Source organism: Ancylobacter sp. IITR112 (assembly GCF_041415945.1).
In the GTDB taxonomy this organism is placed as follows: domain Bacteria; phylum Pseudomonadota; class Alphaproteobacteria; order Rhizobiales; family Xanthobacteraceae; genus Ancylobacter.
The window spans coordinates 2234716-2249550 of sequence record NZ_JBGCUS010000001.1; the positions used below are offsets into that span (position 1 = coordinate 2234716).

A 14835-nucleotide genomic window follows, 5' to 3' on the forward strand; every position below is an offset into this window, starting at 1 on the left:
TTGGGTAGCACGGGGCTCAGTCGTCGACCTTCAGCGCGGCGATGAAGGCTTCCTGCGGAATCTCGACGCGGCCGAACTGGCGCATCTTCTTCTTGCCTTCCTTCTGCTTTTCCAGAAGCTTGCGCTTGCGGGTGATGTCGCCGCCATAGCACTTGGCGGTCACGTCCTTGCGCAGCGCGCGGATGGTTTCGCGGGCGATGATCTTGGCGCCGATCGAGGCCTGGATCGGAATCTGGAACAGATGCTGCGGGATCAGGTCCTTCAGCTTCTCGCACATGGCGCGGCCGCGATATTCGGCGCGGGTGCGGTGCACCAGCATGGAGAGGGCGTCCACCGGCTCGGCATTGACCAGGATCGACATCTTCACGAGATCGCCGACGCGGTAATCGGTGATGTGGTAGTCGAAGGAGGCGTAGCCCTTGGAGATCGACTTCAGCCGGTCGTAGAAATCGAACACCACTTCGTTGAGCGGCAGGTCATAGGTCAGCATGGCGCGCGCGCCGACATAGGTCAGCTCGATCTGGCTGCCGCGCCGGTCCTGGCACAGCTTGATCACCGAGCCGAGATAGTCGTCCGGCGTGAGGATGGTGGCGCGGATCCACGGCTCGCGGATTTCCTTGATCTTCACCACGTCCGGCATGTCGGCGGGGTTGTGCAGTTCCAGCACGCTGCCGTCGTTCATCTCGATCTCGTAGATGACCGAGGGGGCGGTGGCGATGAGGTCGAGATTGAACTCGCGCTCCAGACGCTCCTGGATGATCTCCAGATGCAGCAGCCCGAGGAACCCGCAGCGGAAGCCGAAGCCGAGCGCGGCCGAGGTCTCCATCTCGAAGGAGAAGCTGGCGTCGTTGAGGCGCAGCTTGCCCATGGCGGCGCGCAGATCCTCGAAATCGGCGGCGTCGACCGGGAACAGGCCGCAGAACACCACCGGCTGCGCCGGCTTGAAGCCCGGCAGCGCCTCGGCGGTGGGCCGCTTTTCCTCGGTGATGGTGTCGCCGACGCGGGTATCGGCCACTTCCTTGATCGAGCCGGTGAGGAAGCCGATCTCGCCAGTGCCGAGTTCGGACATCACGGTGAGCTTGGGCGTGAACACGCCGACGCGGTCGACCTCGTAGACGGCGCCGGTCTGCATCATCTTGATGCGCTGGCCCTTCTTCATCACGCCGTCGACGATGCGCACCAGCACCACGACGCCGAGATAGACATCATACCAGCTATCGACCAGCAGCGCCTTGAGCGGCGCCTCGCGGTCGCCCTTGGGCGGCGGCAGGCGGGTGACGATGGCTTCCAGCACGTCGGGAATGCCGATGCCGGTCTTGGCCGAGATGAGGATGGCGTCGGAAGCGTCGAGCCCGATCACGTCCTCGATCTGCGCCTTCACCTTGTCCGGCTCGGCGGCCGGCAGGTCGACCTTGTTGAGGACCGGCACGATCTCGTGGTTATTGTCGATGGCCTGGTAGACGTTCGCCAGCGTCTGCGCCTCGACGCCCTGCGAGGCGTCGACCACCAAGAGCGAGCCCTCGACGGCGGCGAGCGAGCGGTTCACCTCATAGGCGAAGTCGACATGGCCGGGCGTGTCGATGAGGTTGAGCACATAGTCCTGCCCATCCTTGGCCCTGTAGGACAGGCGCACGGTCTGCGCCTTGATGGTGATGCCGCGCTCGCGCTCGATCTCCATATTGTCGAGCACCTGCTCGGACATCTCGCGTTCCGACAATCCGCCGGTGATCTGGATCAGGCGGTCGGCAAGGGTCGACTTCCCATGGTCGATATGGGCGACGATGGAGAAGTTGCGGATGTTGGCAATCGGCTGGGTGCTCATGGCGGGCGCAGATAGCATTGGCGCCGTTACGCCACAAGGCGGCGCCTTGCGCGGCGGGGCGTGTTCGACCACATTCGCGCCGCCTGTCGCCAAGGAGCCCCCATGCCCGAACTCAAGGTCGCCCTCGTTCCCGTCACCCCGTTCCAGCAGAACTGCTCCATCGTCTGGGACGAGACCAGCAAGCAGGGCGCGGTGATCGACCCGGGCGGCGACCTGCCGCGCATCCTCGCCGCCTTGGAGGAACTGGAGGTCACGGCCGAGAAGATCGTGCTCACCCACGGCCATATCGACCACGCCGCCGGCGCGGCGGAACTGGCGGAAACGCTGAAGATTCCGGTGGAAGGCCCGCATGAAGGCGACAAGTTCCTGCTCGACAATCTGCCCGCCGATGGCGTGCGCACCGGCATTCCCGGCCGCGCCGTGACGCCCGACCGCTGGCTGGCGGAAGGCGACAGCGTCGATATTGGCGGCGTGGTGTTCGAGGTGCTGCATGTGCCCGGCCACACGCCGGGCCATATCGTGCTGGTCAGCCGGGAGAACAAGCTCGCCATTGTCGGCGACACGCTGTTCCAGCGCTCGGTGGGGCGCACCGATTTTCCCTATGGCGACGGGCCGCTGCTCATCAAGGGCATCAAGGAGAAGATCCTGCCGCTGGGCGATGCCTTCACCGTGCTGCCCGGCCATGGCAGCGCCACCAATATCGCGCTGGAAAAGCGCACCAACCCGTTCCTGCGCTGAGCGGCGGCGGCGGAGAGGACCGTCAGAGCCGGCCGTCCCTCCAGCCGTCATCCCGGCCGGAGCGCAGCGCAGAGCCGGGACCGCTCGGCGATTGGCGGGCGATCCCGGATCGCGCCTAGGGCGCGTCCGGGATGACGGTGCGTCTGACCCTCCCGCCACGAAACTGTGACTCGCCCTGACGCAAGGGAGGGCGGATGATGCCGGGGATGCCAGCCCGGAGCCCCGCTTATGCCGTGCCCCCTGCCGCGTATCCGCCTTGCCGGTTCCGCCCTGCTCCTCGGCCTCGCCGCGCTCGTCGCCGCAAGCCCCGCCCACGCCCAGGCCGAGCGCTGCCCCAAGCTGGTGGCGGAGAACCCGTTCCTGCAGCGGATCGCCCCGCGCGTGCTGCCCGCCGCCTATGTGGCGCCGCGCGAGGTCGGGCTGACCTATATCGGCCACTCCACCTTCCTGATCGAGACCGCCGGCGGCGTGACGGCGGCGACCGACTATAACGACTATGTCCGCCCTTCCGTGGTGCCGCGCGTCGCCACCATGAACCGGGCGCATTCCACCCATTATTCGCTGAACCCCGATCCGGGCATCGAATTTGTACTCAAGGGCTGGCGCGAGGATCGCGAGCCGGCGCGCTACGACCTCGACATTGGCGACCTCTGGGTCGGCAACCTGCCGACCAATATCCGCGACTGGAAAGGCGAGACGATCCGCAACGGCAATTCGATCTTCGTCTTCCGCGCCGCCGATCTGTGCATCGCCCATCTCGGCCATCTGCACCACACGCTGACGGAAGAGGATATCGGCGCGCTCGGCCGGCTCGACGTGGTGCTGGCACCGGTCGATGGCAGCTACACGCTCGACATTGACGGCATGATCGAGGTGCTGAAAGCGCTGGAAGCCCCCGTCATCATCCCCATGCATTATTTCAACGAGGGCACGCTGAACCACTTCCTCACCCGCTTCGCCGGTCGGGACTATGCGGTCGAGCGGCGCGAGAGCCCGGAACTGGTGCTCTCGCGCGCGACGCTGCCGAGGAAGCCGACGGTGATCGTGCTGCCGCCGGGCGGGTAAATGGCCGGCGTCAGCCCGCCGCCACCGGCGCATAGGCCGCCGGGTCGACCAGCCCCGGCCGGCCCGGCAGATCGAGCACGCTGACACGCGGCATGCCCTCGGCGATCACCCGGCCGCGACGCACCACGAACATCCGCACCGCCTTGAGCCGTATCGCCTCGATCGCATCGGCCGCCTGCAGCAGCACGAAATCGGCGTTGCAGCCGGGCGCGATGCCGTAGCCCTCAAGCCCCATGATCGCCGCCGGGTTGGTGGTGACCGCCTCCAGGCACCAGGTCATGGCCTCGCGCGAGGTCATCTGCCCGACATGCAGCGCCATATGCGCCACATCAAGCATGTCGCCGGAACCGAGCGAGTACCAGGGGTCCATCACGCAGTCATGGCCGAAGGCGACATTCACCCCCGCCGCGCGCAGCTCCGGCACACGGGTCATGCCGCGGCGCTTCGGGTAGGTGTCGTGCCTTCCCTGCAAGGTGATGTTGATCAGCGGGTTGGCGATGGCGTGCACGCCGGATTCCGCGATCAGCGGAATGAGCTTGGAGACATAGTAATTGTCCATGGAGTGCATGGAGGTGAGGTGCGAGCCCGCCACCCGCCCCTGCAGCCCCAGGCGCTGCGTCTCATAGGCCAGCGTTTCGATATGGCGTGACAGCGGATCGTCGCTCTCGTCGCAATGGATATCGACCCGAAGCCCGCGCGCGGCGGCGATCTCGCATAGCGCTTTGAGCGAGGCGGCACCATCGGCCATGCTGCGCTCGAAATGCGGGATGCCGCCGACGACATCGACGCCCATGTCGAGCGCGCGGTTGAGGTTCTCCGCCGCGTTGGGGGAGCGGTAATAGCCATCCTGCGGGAAGGCAACGAGCTGAAGGTCGATATAGTCCTTCACCCGCTCCTTCACGTCGAGCAGCGCCTCGACCGCCAGCAGCCGGTCGTCGCAAATGTCGACATGGCTGCGGATGGCGAGCAGGCCCTGGCTCACCGCGAGATCGCAATAGCGCAACGCCCGCTCGATCACCGCGTCATGCGTCAGCAGCGGCTTCAATTCGCCCCACAGCGCGATGCCTTCCAGCAGCGTGCCGGACGTGTTGAGCCGCGGCAGGCCGAGCGAGAGCGTCGCGTCCATGTGGAAATGCGCGTCGACAAAAGGCGGCGTGACCAGCCGGCCATCCGCCTCGATGATCCGCCCGGCCTCGGCCTCGATGCCCGGCTCGACGGCGGTGATGCGGCCGCCTTCGCAGGCGATGTCCATGCCGGCACGCCCGTCCGGCAGGCGGGCATTCTTGACGAGAAGGTCGATGCTCATGGGAACTCCAGACTCACCTTTGGCCCTTGAAATAGGGCTTCATCAGCGCGCGGGGATAATCCGCGCGGCGGGCGACCAGCACCAGCGCGGCGATGGAGAAGATATAGGGCAGCATGAGGAAGATCTGGCTCGGCACCACGCCGCCGGCAATGGTCTGCACCCGCAGCTGGTAGGCGTCGAGCGCGCCGAACAGCAACGCGCCCAGCAGCGCCTTGCCCGGCCGCCAGGAGGCGAAGACGGTGAGCGCGATGCACACCCAGCCGCGCCCGTTGATCATGCCGAAATAGAAGGCGTTGAAGGCGGAAAGGGTGAGAAACGCCCCGCCCAGCGCCATCAGCGCCGAACCGGCCATGACCGCGCCGATGCGCAGCCCGACCACGGACAGCCCCTGCGCCTCCACCGCCTCCGGATTGTCGCCCACCGCCCGCAGCGCGAGGCCGAGCGGCGTGCGCGCGAGCACGAAGGCGAGCCCGCCGACGCAGGCGAAGGCCAGCACGGTGAAGCCGGTCTGCTGGCCGAGGATCGGCCCGATGAATGGCAGGTCGCCCAGCACCGGCACGTGGAGCGGCGCGAAGGGTTCGATGCGCGGCGGCGTCGCCACATTGGGAAAGGCGACGCGGTAGCCGAAATAGGCCATGGAGGTAGCCAGAAGCGTCACCCCGATGCCGGTGACGTGCTGCGACAGGCCGAGCGGCACGGTGAGCACGCCGTGCAGCAGGCCGAACGCCGCCCCTACCCCGGCCGCGACCAGAACCCCGCCCCAAAGCGGCAGGCCGAGATAGACCGCCAGCCAGCCGGACATGGCGCCGGCGACGAAGATGCCCTCAATGCCGAGATTGAGCACCCCGGCCCGCTCGCACAGCAGCGCGCCAAGCACGCCGAAGATCAGCGGCGTGGCGATGCGCAGCGTCGCGGCCCAGAAATTGGCCTGGGTGAGAATGTCCAGCGCCTCCCACATCAGGCGGTCCCCCGGCGGACGAAAACGATGCGAAAGCGCGTCAGCAGGCCGCCCACCAGCACGCTGAGCAGGGCGAAGGCGACGACGAGATCGGCGAGATAATTGGAGACGCCGATGGCCCGGCTCATCGAATCCGCCCCGACGAACACGCCGGCGACGAAGATGGCGGCGGGAATGACACCGAGCGGAGAAAGGTTCGCCAGCGTCGCCACCACGATGCCGGCATAGCCGAAGCCGGGGGAGAGATCGGCGGTGAGATAGCCCTTGAGCCCCGCCACTTCGCTCGCCCCGGCAAGGCCGGCGAGGCCGCCGGAGAGCAGGCCGACCAGGGCCATCGCCTTGCCCACGGGCAGGCCGGCATAGCGGGCGGCGCGGGCATTCTCGCCCACCGCGCGCAGGCGGAAGCCCCAGACGGTGCGGGTGATGAAGATGTGCAGCGCGACGGCGGCAAGGATGGCGAGCACCAGCCCCCAATGCAGCCGCCAGCCGGCGACCAGCTTGGGCAGCGTCGCCTCGTCCAGCACCGGTGCCGATTGCGGCCAGCCGAGCGCCATCTCGTCCTTCATCGGCCCTTCCAGCATCATCTGCACGAAGAGCAGCACGATGAAATTGAGCAGCAGCGTCACCACCACCTCATCGGCGCCGAAGCGGGTCTTGAACAGCACCGGCACCAGCAGCAGCACCGCCCCGGCGAGCGCGGCGCCGATCAGCACCAGCGGCACCAGCACATAGGACGGCGCCTCGATCAGCCCCGCGCCCAGCGCCACGGTGGCGAGCGCCCCGGCATAGAGCTGGCCCTCGGCGCCGATGTTCCACAGCTTGGCGCGGAAGGCGACGGCGGCGGCGAGGCCGGTGAAGATGAGCGGGGTCGCCCGCGTCAGCGTCTCCGCCAGCGCGAAGCCGTTGCCGGCCGCGCCCTGCGCCATCAGCGCGAAGGCGGTGAAGACAGGGGCGCCGGTGAGCGCCAGCGGAATGGCGGTCAGCGCCAGCGCCGCCAGCCCGGCACTGACGGAGACGGCAAGGGTGAGCCAGAGCGGGGTGCGGGCACGGGGCACGAAGCGGATCATGCGCGGGCTCCGGGAAGGGCCGTCATTCTTGTGGTCATCACGCCGCCTCTCCCGCGCCATGGCCGGCCATCATCAGCCCGACGGTGCGGATATCGAGCCCGGCGGCATCCAGCGCCGGCGAGAGGTGGCCGGCATGGACCACGGCGATGCGGTCGGAGATGGCGAACAACTCGTCGAGATCCTCGGAGATCAGCAGCACCGCCGCCCCGCGCCCGCGCGCGGCGATCAGCCGGCGGTGCACATCCGTGGTGGCGCCGATGTCGAGCCCGCGCGTCGGCTGATGCGCCAGCACGAGGCGCGGCGCGCGCTCCAGCACGCGGGCCAGCACCACTTTCTGCATGTTGCCGCCCGACAGCGCGCGGATCGCCGCGTCGGGACCGGGGCAGCGCACGTCATAGGCCGCGATCGCCTCCTTGGCGCGGGCGCGGATGGCGGCGCGGCGGATCAGCCCGGCGCGCTGGTTCTCGGGGGCGGCGATGGTCTCCAGCACGAAATTCTCCGCCACGCTCAGCGCGCCGATGGTGCCATCGCGATGGCGGTCCTCAGGAATGCGGCCGACCCCGGCGGCGACACGCCCGGCCGGATCGGCGCCGGCGAGCGGCTGCCCGTCGAGCCGCGCCTCGCCGGCACGGGGTGCGGCGAGCCCGGCGACCAGCGCCGCCAGCGCGCCCTGCCCATTGCCGGAGACGCCCGCGATGCCGACGATCTCGCCGGCGCACACCTCAAGATCGGCCCCTTCCAGCCGGTCGCGCGCCGAGGGAGCGCCGACGCTGACGCCGCTCAGGCTCAGCACCGGTGCGCCGGGTGTCGACGGCGGGCGCTCGCGCGCGGGGATGGCGCGGCCGACCATGAGTTCGGCCAAGGTCGCGCGGTCCGCCCCGGCGGTCGGGCGGTCGGCGACCTTGGCGCCGCCGCGCAGCACCACCACCCGCTCGCACAGCGCCAGAACCTCGTGCAGCTTGTGGCTGATGAAAATGACCGCCAGCCCCTTCCCCGCCAGCGCCCGCACCGTGGCGGCGAGGCTGTCCGCCTCCTGCGGGGTCAGCACGGCGGTCGGCTCGTCGAGGATCAGCACGCGCACGTCGCGGTAGAGGGCTTTGAGGATTTCGATGCGCTGCTGCTCGCCGACCGAGAGCCGCGCCACCGGCACGTCGAGATCGACAGTGAGGCCGCTCTCTTCCATCAGCCGGGCGATCTTCGCCCGCGCGCCACGCCCGCGCAGCTTGAAGCTCCACAGCGACTGGGTGCCGAGCACGATGTTCTCGAAACCTGTCAGGTTTTCGGCCAGGGCGAAATGCTGGTGCACCATGCCGATGCCCGCCGCCAGCGCCGCCTGCGCCGAACCGCCCGGCAGCGGGACGAGCTGCCCGTCGGCGCCGGCGATCGAGACGCTGCCCTCATCGGCGATGTAATGGCCGAAAAGGATGCTCATCAGTGTCGTCTTGCCGGCCCCGTTCTCGCCCAGCAGCGCCACGATCTCCCCCGCGCGCACGTCGAGGTCGATATGGTCGTTCGCCACCAGCGGTCCGAACCGCTTGGTGATGCCATTGAGCGAAAGGACGAGCGGGCGGGGATCGGGATGCCGAGAATCGCGGTGCATGGAACGTCCATGTGAGAAAGCGGCCCTACTGACGGGCCCTCATGCCCGGGCATGACCCGGGCACCCAGTGGTGGTGCCCACCCGGCCCCCTAAATCCCCGGGTCAAGCCCGGGGATGAGGGAGGAAGAGGGCAGCCGGGCGATCCCGGATCGGCCTTGCGGCCGTCCGGGATGACGATGGCGGGAAGGGCGCGACGCCGACGAATGTCAGAGCGTGGATTTGGGCTCGGCGTCGTTGACGTTGACGCGGAAGAGACCGTCCTTGATCTCCTTTTCCTTCACCAGCACCATCTCGATGACCTCGGGCGGCACCAGCTTGGGGTCGAGCGGGGCGAGGCTGGCGCCACCTTCGGCCATGTAGCTGTAGGGGCCGTAATCGGCGGCGACGAAGGTGCCCTCCGTCACTTCCTTGATCGCCTTGTCGATGGTCGGCTCCATCTGCCACAGGGCGGAGGCGATGATCGTGCCGGGATACTGGCTCGACGTGTCGATGACGTTGCCGATCGCCTTGACGCCGCGCTCCTTGGCGGCGTCGGAGACGCCGAAGCGCTCGGCGTAGAGCACGTCCGCGCCCTTGTCGATCTGGGCGAAGGCGGCCTCCTTGGCCTTGGGCGGGTCGTACCAGGAATTGATGAAGGTGACGATGAACTTGACGTTCGGGTTCACCGAGACCGCGCCTTCCATGAAGGCCTGCATCAGCCGGTTCACTTCGGGAATCGCGTAGCCGCCGACGAGGCCGATGATGTTCGACTTGGTCGTCTTGCCTGCCACCATGCCGGTGAGGAAGGACGGCTCATGGATGAAATTGTCGAACACCGAGAAGTTCGGCTTGGTCGGGCCGAAGGACGAGCCCATGAGGTAGGCGGTCTTGGGGTAATCCGCCGCCACCTTGCGGGCCGGGCGCTCCACCGCGAACACCTCGCCGACCACGAGGTCGGCGCCCTCTTCCGAGTACTGGCGCATCACCCGCTCATAATCGGTGTTGGCGACGTTCTCGGAGAATTTATAGGTGATGTCCCCGCGCGCCTCGGCGGCTTTGAGCGCCTTGTGGATGCGCGAGACCCATTGTTGCTCGACCGGCACGGTATAGATGGCGGCCACCTTGATCGGCTTGGCCTTGCCGGCAGCGAAGGCCCCGTGACCGGTCGCGGTCAGCGCGACCGCCGCGGCACCAAGGGCGAGCAACTGCCGCCGATCGAGCACGCCCGATGAAAAAAGCGGCAGGCTCTCAGACGACTTGCGCAGCATTTCCTGATCTCCCCGAAAAACACCGGCGGCCGGCCCTGGCGCGGCGCCGCGATGGCCCCGCTTATGCGAGCGCCGTGCCATTTTCGAACTGTTTGGTCCGAAAAGTCACGGCCCCATTCTACCCTGTCCCCGGTGCTGATCCCATCTCCCGCTTCCAGGCCTCCAGCAGGTAGCGGCGGATCAGCGGCGACATGCCCGCCGCGAGATCCTGCGGCCCCCGCACCACCAGAACCTCGTCAAATTCCGGCCGCGTCTCGCGCGCGCCGAAGCGGCGGATGCGGGCGGCGAGCGCCTCCGCCTCATCGCCTGCGCGCACCTCGCGCAGCAGCGCCAGCCGGCGCGCATCGTGCAGCGCCGTCCAGCCCGGGGCGAGCGTGACCTCGCCCGGTTCCAGCCCGGTTTCCTCGGTGAGTTCGCGCAGCACGCTGCCGGCGAGATCGACCCGCCCATCGCCGGTGATGTCGGAAGTGTCCGGCGTGCCGGCGGCGAAATAGATGCGCCCGGCATTGGCCGTCCATGCCGCCATGCGGACCAGGACGAAGCCGCCATCGGCCCCGCGCAGCGCCCCCATGGCGAAGGAGGCGCGCAGGAACGGGTGATCCCTCTCGCCCGCGAGCAGCCAGAGCAGCGCGGCATAATCGGCTTCGGCATAGTCGGCGACGAGCCGCCGCCCCTCGAAGCGATGCGCGGCGAGCAGCAGCGCGCGCCCGTTCCACAGCGCCGGATTGGCCGCCTTGCGGGCGGCGAAATAGGCGTCGATCGCCGCCCGTTCCTCGGGCGGAAACACCAGCGGGGCGGGCGCCAGCCGCGCCTCGACCTGATCGAGCGCCAGCACGCCCAGCGTGTCGGGCGCCGCCCACCGCGCCGCCGGGCTCTCAGACATGCAGCACGCCTTCGGAGACGATGACCGCCCCGCCGCCAATGGTGACGGCGGTCAGCGCGCCGGCTTCCACCTTCAGGCCGAGCCGCACCAGGCTGGGGCGCCCCATCTCGACGCCCTGGAGGATGTCATAGGCATGGAAACCCTCCGCCGGCTGTTCGCCCGCCAGCAGCGCCGCCGCCAGCGCCGCCGCTGCCGAGCCGGTGGCCGGGTCCTCGTCAATGCCCATATTGGCGGCGAACATGCGGGCGCGGAAATCACCCTCGCCATCCTCGTCGCGGCAGAACACATAGACGGAATCGGCGCCGCCGCCGAAGGTGGAAATCAGCCGCGCCGCGCTGGGGCTGATGCGCGCCAGCGCCGAGCGCGAGGCCAGCGGCACGCAGACAAAGGGCACGCCGGCCGAGGCGATGACAGGGCCATAGCCGTCGAAGCCGATGTCGGACGTGTCGAGGCCGAGCGCCTGGGCGCAGGCTTCCCGGCTCATCGGCGCGGCATCGAGGATTTCCGGAATGCGCGGCACGGTGAAGGTGGCGCTGCCGGAGCGCTCGCCGCGCACCGCGACATGGCAGGCCACCGGCCCGACATTCTCCTCCAGCACGAAATCGTCGCTGGTCGTCACCCCGCCGCGCAGGGCGAGCAGTACCGCCGCTCCCACGGTCGGATGGCCGGCGAAGGGCAATTCGTGGCTGGTGGTGAAGATGCGCAGCCGCGCCCGGCTGTCCGCGTCCTGCGGCGGCAGGATGAACACCGTCTCCGAGAGATTGAACTCGCGGGTGATCGCCTGCATGTGATTGCCGTCGAGCCCCTCCGTATCGAGCACGACGGCCAGCGGATTGCCGGAGAGCGTCCGGTCGGTGAAGACGTCGAGCACAACGAAGCGGCGGGACATGGGGTCAGATCTTCTCCGGGGTGAAGAGGCGGGACGGGGTGACGAATTCGTCCTGGGCGGCGACGGTGAGGATTTCGCGCGAGCCCGCCGCCGCGGTGCGGGCGAGCAGCCCGTAGGCGGAAGACGCCGCCTTGGCGAGCGCCTCGGCGGCGGAGTGCGTCGTCTTCCAGTGCACGAAGAACAGCGCGGCGATGGCATCGCCTGCCCCGTTCACCGAAATATCCAGCTTGGGGGTGCGCAGGCGGAAGCGCCCGTCCGGGCCGGAGGCCAGAAGGTCGATGGAATCCTCCGGCGTGTCCTCGGTGTGCAGGCTGGTGACCATGATGACGCGCGGCCCGGTGGCGTGCACCGCGTCGCAGGCCGCCGACGCCTCCACCAGCGTGCGCGAGGAGCGGCCGGAGAGATAGTCGAGTTCGAACTGGTTCGGGGTGATGAGGTCGGCCGCCGGCACCGCCCGCTCGCGCATGAATTCAGGGATTCCCGGCCGGACGAACACGCCGCGCCCGACATCGCCGATGACCGGATCGCAGCAATAATGGGCCTCCGCATTGGCCGCCTTCACCCGGCCGACCGTGTCGAGAATGGCGTCCCCGATCTCGGCCGCGCCCATATAGCCGGACAGCACCCCGTCGCAGCGCGGCAGGACATTGCGATCCTCAAGCCCGCCCACGAGTTCGCGGATCAGCCCGGCGCCGAAGACTTCGCCGCGCCAGGCGCCATAGCCGGTATGGTTGGAGAACTGCACCGTGTGCAGGCCCCACACCTCATGGCCGAGCCGTTGCATGGGGAACATGGCGGAGGCGTTCCCGACATGCCCATAGGCCACCCAGGACTGGATCGACAGAATATTCATGCGTACGCGCCCCCGACATGTGCTGACGATCCGCGCTTAGCGCCGCGAAGGCAAGCGCTCAAACGAAATTCCGCGCGGCCATCCATAAGCGGAATCGATGTGTGCCGGGCGCCTCGCCCCTTGTCCCGAATCCGCACCCATGCGAGAGGCTTAAAGCCATGACAGAGATGCTCTCCGCTGCCGCCCTCGCCCAGGCCGTCCATGCCGGACGCCTCTCCCCGCTCGATGTCGCCGAACGCTGCGCCGAGGCGATCCGCGCCCATGAGGACGAGGTGCGGGCTTTCGCCAGCCTCGACCTGCCGGGGTTGCTGCAGGATGCCGCCCGGCCCGGCCTGGCGCAGACGCCGCTCGCCGGCCTGCCGGTGGGGGTGAAGGACATTCTCGACACGGTGGACTTTCCCACCGAGCGCGGCTCGAAACTATTCGCCGGCTATCGTCCGCCCAGCGATGCCGCCATCGTGCGCATGGCGGCGCGGGCTGGCGGGCTGATCGCCGGCAAGCTGGTGACGACGGAATTCGCCTTCCTGCACCCGAGCGTCACGCGCAACCCGCGTCGCCTCACCCATACGCCGGGCGGCTCGTCCGCCGGCTCGGCGGCGGCGGTGGCGGCAGGGATGCTGCCGATCACCCTCGGCACACAGACCGGCGGCTCGATCATCCGGCCCGCCTCCTTCTGCGGGGTTACCGGCTACAAGCCTTCCTTCAAGCTGCTCCCCGTTCTCGGGCTGAAGCCGTTCTCCTGGTCGCTCGACACGATCGGCCTGTTCGGCGCCCATGTCGCGGATGTCGCCTTCGCCGCCGGGGCGCTGACCGGGCGCGATTTCGCCCTGACCGACGACATGCCGGCCCCGCGCATCGCGCTGGTGAAGACGGCGCGGGCGTCTCTCGCCGCCGCCGACGCCCATGCCGCGCTGGAAAGCGCCGCTGCAGCCGCGGGCAAGGCCGGGGCGCGCGTCACCGTGCTCGACCTGCCGGAGGTGATCGAGGCGGCGGACGAGGCCCATGGCCATGTGCAGGGCTACGAGGCCAGCCTCGCCTTCGCCGATGAATGGGACCGCCACCGCGCCGCGCTCTCGCCGACGCTGGCGACCTATCTCGACGGCGCCAATGCGCTCACTCCGGAGCAGTATGACGCCGCCCGGCGCACTGCCCGGCGCGCCCGCCACGCGCTGGCCGATCTTTATGCCGATTATGACGCACTGCTCACCTTCTCGGTGACGGGCGAGGCGCCGGAAGGCTACGCCAGCACCGGCTCGCCGGCCTTCAACCGGCTGTGGACGCTCACCGGCGGGCCATGCCTCAACATCACCGGCCTCACCGGCGCCACCGGTCTGCCGATCGGCGTGCAACTGGTCGGGCGTTTCGGTCGCGACCGCGAGCTGATGCAGATCGGCCGGTTCCTGGAGCGGGCCATCGTCGCCGCGTGAGACGCGTTTCCGGCCCAAGCGCCTGCGCCCTGACGAAAAGTTGACGCCGTTTGAGCCGCAGAAAATGGTTTGTTAACGACGCGGGCACAGCCTTTGTTAAGTACGCAGGACTAGGGTGCCCGCATTCCATTTTTCTTTGGGGGCGCTCCTCATGCGTATCAAGTCTCTCCTTCTCGGCACCGTCGCCGGCGCGGCCCTCGCCGCCCCTGCCTTCGCGGCCGATCTCTCCTATCCCGTCAAGGCGGCGCCCGTCGCCTATGTGCCGGTCTTCACCTGGACGGGCGCCTATGTCGGCGGCAATTTCGGTTATGGCTGGGGCGACGGCTCGGCCCCGTGGAACAACTACCTGCTGTACTACTACAGCGGCTTCGACTCGGCGGTCGCCAATGGCGGCTCCAACCCGTCCGGCTGGTTCGGCGGCGTGCAGGTCGGCTACAACTACCAGCTCGCCAATAATGTCGTGCTCGGTGCCGAAGCCGATTTCAACTTCGGCTCGATGACCGACCAGCTCAACTACACCGCCTTCGACGCCGGCGTCCCGACGCTGCAGGAATTCGGTTCGATCGACACCAAGATCGAGTCCTTCGGCACCGTGCGCGCCCGCGTCGGCTATTCCATGGACCGTTTCCTCCCCTACATCACCGGCGGTCTCGCCTGGGGCAATGTGAAGGTGAACGAGAGCTGGACGGCCTATACGGACGGTGCCTATAGCGGCTTCGGCGGCGCCTCGCGCTCCGACACGCTGTGGGGCTGGACGCTGGGCGGCGGCGTGGAATACGCCATCACCGACAACTGGACCGTGAAGGCCGAGTATCTCTATATCGACCTCGGCGACATCAACTGGGACAGCGCGGCGAACACCAAGATCGACATGTCGATGCAGACCCTCAAGGCTGGCGTGAACTACAAGTTCTGATCACCGCCGCCTTTCGCCTGCCACAAGGCCCCGGACGGGAACGTCCGGGGCTTTTTGCTTTGCC

Annotated in this window: 13 protein-coding genes; 4 read left to right on the plus strand and 9 right to left on the minus strand. The window is 68.4% G+C overall.

Annotated elements, in window-relative coordinates:
- Positions 1 to 16: 16 nt before the first annotated feature.
- Positions 17 to 1822: a translation elongation factor 4 gene (gene lepA / locus AAC979_RS10640; protein WP_371346797.1), complete on the minus strand. Its 1806-nt coding sequence runs from the start codon at positions 1820 to 1822 to the stop codon at positions 17 to 19.
- A gap of 102 nt (positions 1823 to 1924) precedes the next feature.
- Between lepA and AAC979_RS10645 the strand changes: the two genes are divergently transcribed.
- Together AAC979_RS10645 and AAC979_RS10650 are read left to right on the plus strand one after the other, a co-directional pair.
- A complete protein-coding gene (locus tag AAC979_RS10645; RefSeq protein ID WP_371346798.1) occupies positions 1925 to 2560 on the plus strand; it encodes an MBL fold metallo-hydrolase in 636 nt (211 codons plus the stop codon).
- Between the two features lie 228 nt (positions 2561 to 2788).
- The gene (locus tag AAC979_RS10650; protein ID WP_371346799.1) at positions 2789 to 3625 is read left to right on the plus strand and encodes an MBL fold metallo-hydrolase; all 837 of its coding nucleotides are present in this window, start codon (positions 2789 to 2791) and stop codon (positions 3623 to 3625) included.
- Positions 3626 to 3635: 10 nt separating this feature from the next.
- On the opposite strand, the gene AAC979_RS10655 is transcribed toward AAC979_RS10650, so the two are convergent.
- From AAC979_RS10655 to pdxY, 8 genes are all read right to left on the minus strand, one after another.
- The gene (locus AAC979_RS10655) at positions 3636 to 4931 is read right to left on the minus strand and encodes an amidohydrolase family protein (RefSeq protein ID WP_371346800.1); all 1296 of its coding nucleotides are present in this window, start codon (positions 4929 to 4931) and stop codon (positions 3636 to 3638) included.
- Positions 4932 to 4944: 13 nt separating this feature from the next.
- Positions 4945 to 5889: an ABC transporter permease gene (locus AAC979_RS10660; protein WP_371346801.1), complete on the minus strand. Its 945-nt coding sequence runs from the start codon at positions 5887 to 5889 to the stop codon at positions 4945 to 4947.
- The gene (locus AAC979_RS10665) at positions 5889 to 6956 is read right to left on the minus strand and encodes an ABC transporter permease (RefSeq protein ID WP_371346802.1); all 1068 of its coding nucleotides are present in this window, start codon (positions 6954 to 6956) and stop codon (positions 5889 to 5891) included. The genes AAC979_RS10660 and AAC979_RS10665 overlap by 1 nt, the downstream gene beginning before the upstream one ends.
- 37 nt (positions 6957 to 6993) lie before the next feature.
- Positions 6994 to 8556: an ABC transporter ATP-binding protein gene (locus tag AAC979_RS10670; protein ID WP_371346803.1), complete on the minus strand. Its 1563-nt coding sequence runs from the start codon at positions 8554 to 8556 to the stop codon at positions 6994 to 6996.
- A 206-nt stretch (positions 8557 to 8762) separates the two neighbouring features.
- Positions 8763 to 9803 (minus strand): BMP family protein, encoded by a 1041-nt coding sequence (locus AAC979_RS10675; protein ID WP_371346804.1) that lies wholly within the window; start codon positions 9801 to 9803, stop codon positions 8763 to 8765.
- Positions 9804 to 9921: 118 nt separating this feature from the next.
- Positions 9922 to 10686: an NUDIX hydrolase gene (locus tag AAC979_RS10680; protein WP_371346805.1), complete on the minus strand. Its 765-nt coding sequence runs from the start codon at positions 10684 to 10686 to the stop codon at positions 9922 to 9924.
- Positions 10679 to 11575 carry a PhzF family phenazine biosynthesis protein gene (locus tag AAC979_RS10685; RefSeq protein ID WP_371346806.1) on the minus strand — a complete coding sequence of 299 codons (897 nt, stop codon included), beginning with the start codon at positions 11573 to 11575 and terminating at the stop codon, positions 10679 to 10681. Before AAC979_RS10685 ends, AAC979_RS10680 begins: the two co-directional genes overlap by 8 nt.
- A 4-nt stretch (positions 11576 to 11579) precedes the next feature.
- Positions 11580 to 12428 (minus strand): pyridoxal kinase PdxY, encoded by an 849-nt coding sequence (gene pdxY, locus AAC979_RS10690; RefSeq protein ID WP_371346807.1) that lies wholly within the window; start codon positions 12426 to 12428, stop codon positions 11580 to 11582.
- Positions 12429 to 12586: 158 nt separating this feature from the next.
- Here pdxY and AAC979_RS10695 point away from each other — a divergent pair, with 158 nt between their 5' ends.
- Both AAC979_RS10695 and AAC979_RS10700 read left to right on the plus strand, forming a co-directional pair.
- A complete protein-coding gene (locus AAC979_RS10695) occupies positions 12587 to 13855 on the plus strand; it encodes an amidase (RefSeq protein ID WP_371346808.1) in 1269 nt (422 codons plus the stop codon).
- A gap of 151 nt (positions 13856 to 14006) precedes the next feature.
- Positions 14007 to 14771, plus strand: a complete 765-nt coding sequence (locus AAC979_RS10700) for an outer membrane protein (protein WP_371346809.1) — start codon at positions 14007 to 14009, stop codon at positions 14769 to 14771.
- Positions 14772 to 14835 lie beyond the last annotated feature (64 nt).

Bases quoted from the DNA above. Each gene is read 5' to 3' on its own strand.
- AAC979_RS10650 (WP_371346799.1), top strand. From the start codon at position 2,789: ATGCCGTGCCCCCTGCCGCGTATCCGCCTTGCCGGTTCCGCCCTGCTC.
- pdxY (WP_371346807.1), bottom strand. From the start codon at position 12,428: ATGAATATTCTGTCGATCCAGTCCTGGGTGGCCTATGGGCATGTCGGG.
- AAC979_RS10695 (WP_371346808.1), top strand. From the start codon at position 12,587: ATGACAGAGATGCTCTCCGCTGCCGCCCTCGCCCAGGCCGTCCATGCC.
- AAC979_RS10670 (WP_371346803.1), bottom strand. From the start codon at position 8,556: ATGCACCGCGATTCTCGGCATCCCGATCCCCGCCCGCTCGTCCTTTCG.
- AAC979_RS10665 (WP_371346802.1), bottom strand. From the start codon at position 6,956: ATGATCCGCTTCGTGCCCCGTGCCCGCACCCCGCTCTGGCTCACCCTT.
- AAC979_RS10685 (WP_371346806.1), bottom strand. From the start codon at position 11,575: ATGTCCCGCCGCTTCGTTGTGCTCGACGTCTTCACCGACCGGACGCTC.
- AAC979_RS10645 (WP_371346798.1), top strand. From the start codon at position 1,925: ATGCCCGAACTCAAGGTCGCCCTCGTTCCCGTCACCCCGTTCCAGCAG.
- lepA (WP_371346797.1), bottom strand. From the start codon at position 1,822: ATGAGCACCCAGCCGATTGCCAACATCCGCAACTTCTCCATCGTCGCC.
- AAC979_RS10700 (WP_371346809.1), top strand. From the start codon at position 14,007: ATGCGTATCAAGTCTCTCCTTCTCGGCACCGTCGCCGGCGCGGCCCTC.
- AAC979_RS10675 (WP_371346804.1), bottom strand. From the start codon at position 9,803: ATGCTGCGCAAGTCGTCTGAGAGCCTGCCGCTTTTTTCATCGGGCGTG.
- AAC979_RS10655 (WP_371346800.1), bottom strand. From the start codon at position 4,931: ATGAGCATCGACCTTCTCGTCAAGAATGCCCGCCTGCCGGACGGGCGT.
- AAC979_RS10680 (WP_371346805.1), bottom strand. From the start codon at position 10,686: ATGTCTGAGAGCCCGGCGGCGCGGTGGGCGGCGCCCGACACGCTGGGC.
- AAC979_RS10660 (WP_371346801.1), bottom strand. From the start codon at position 5,889: ATGTGGGAGGCGCTGGACATTCTCACCCAGGCCAATTTCTGGGCCGCG.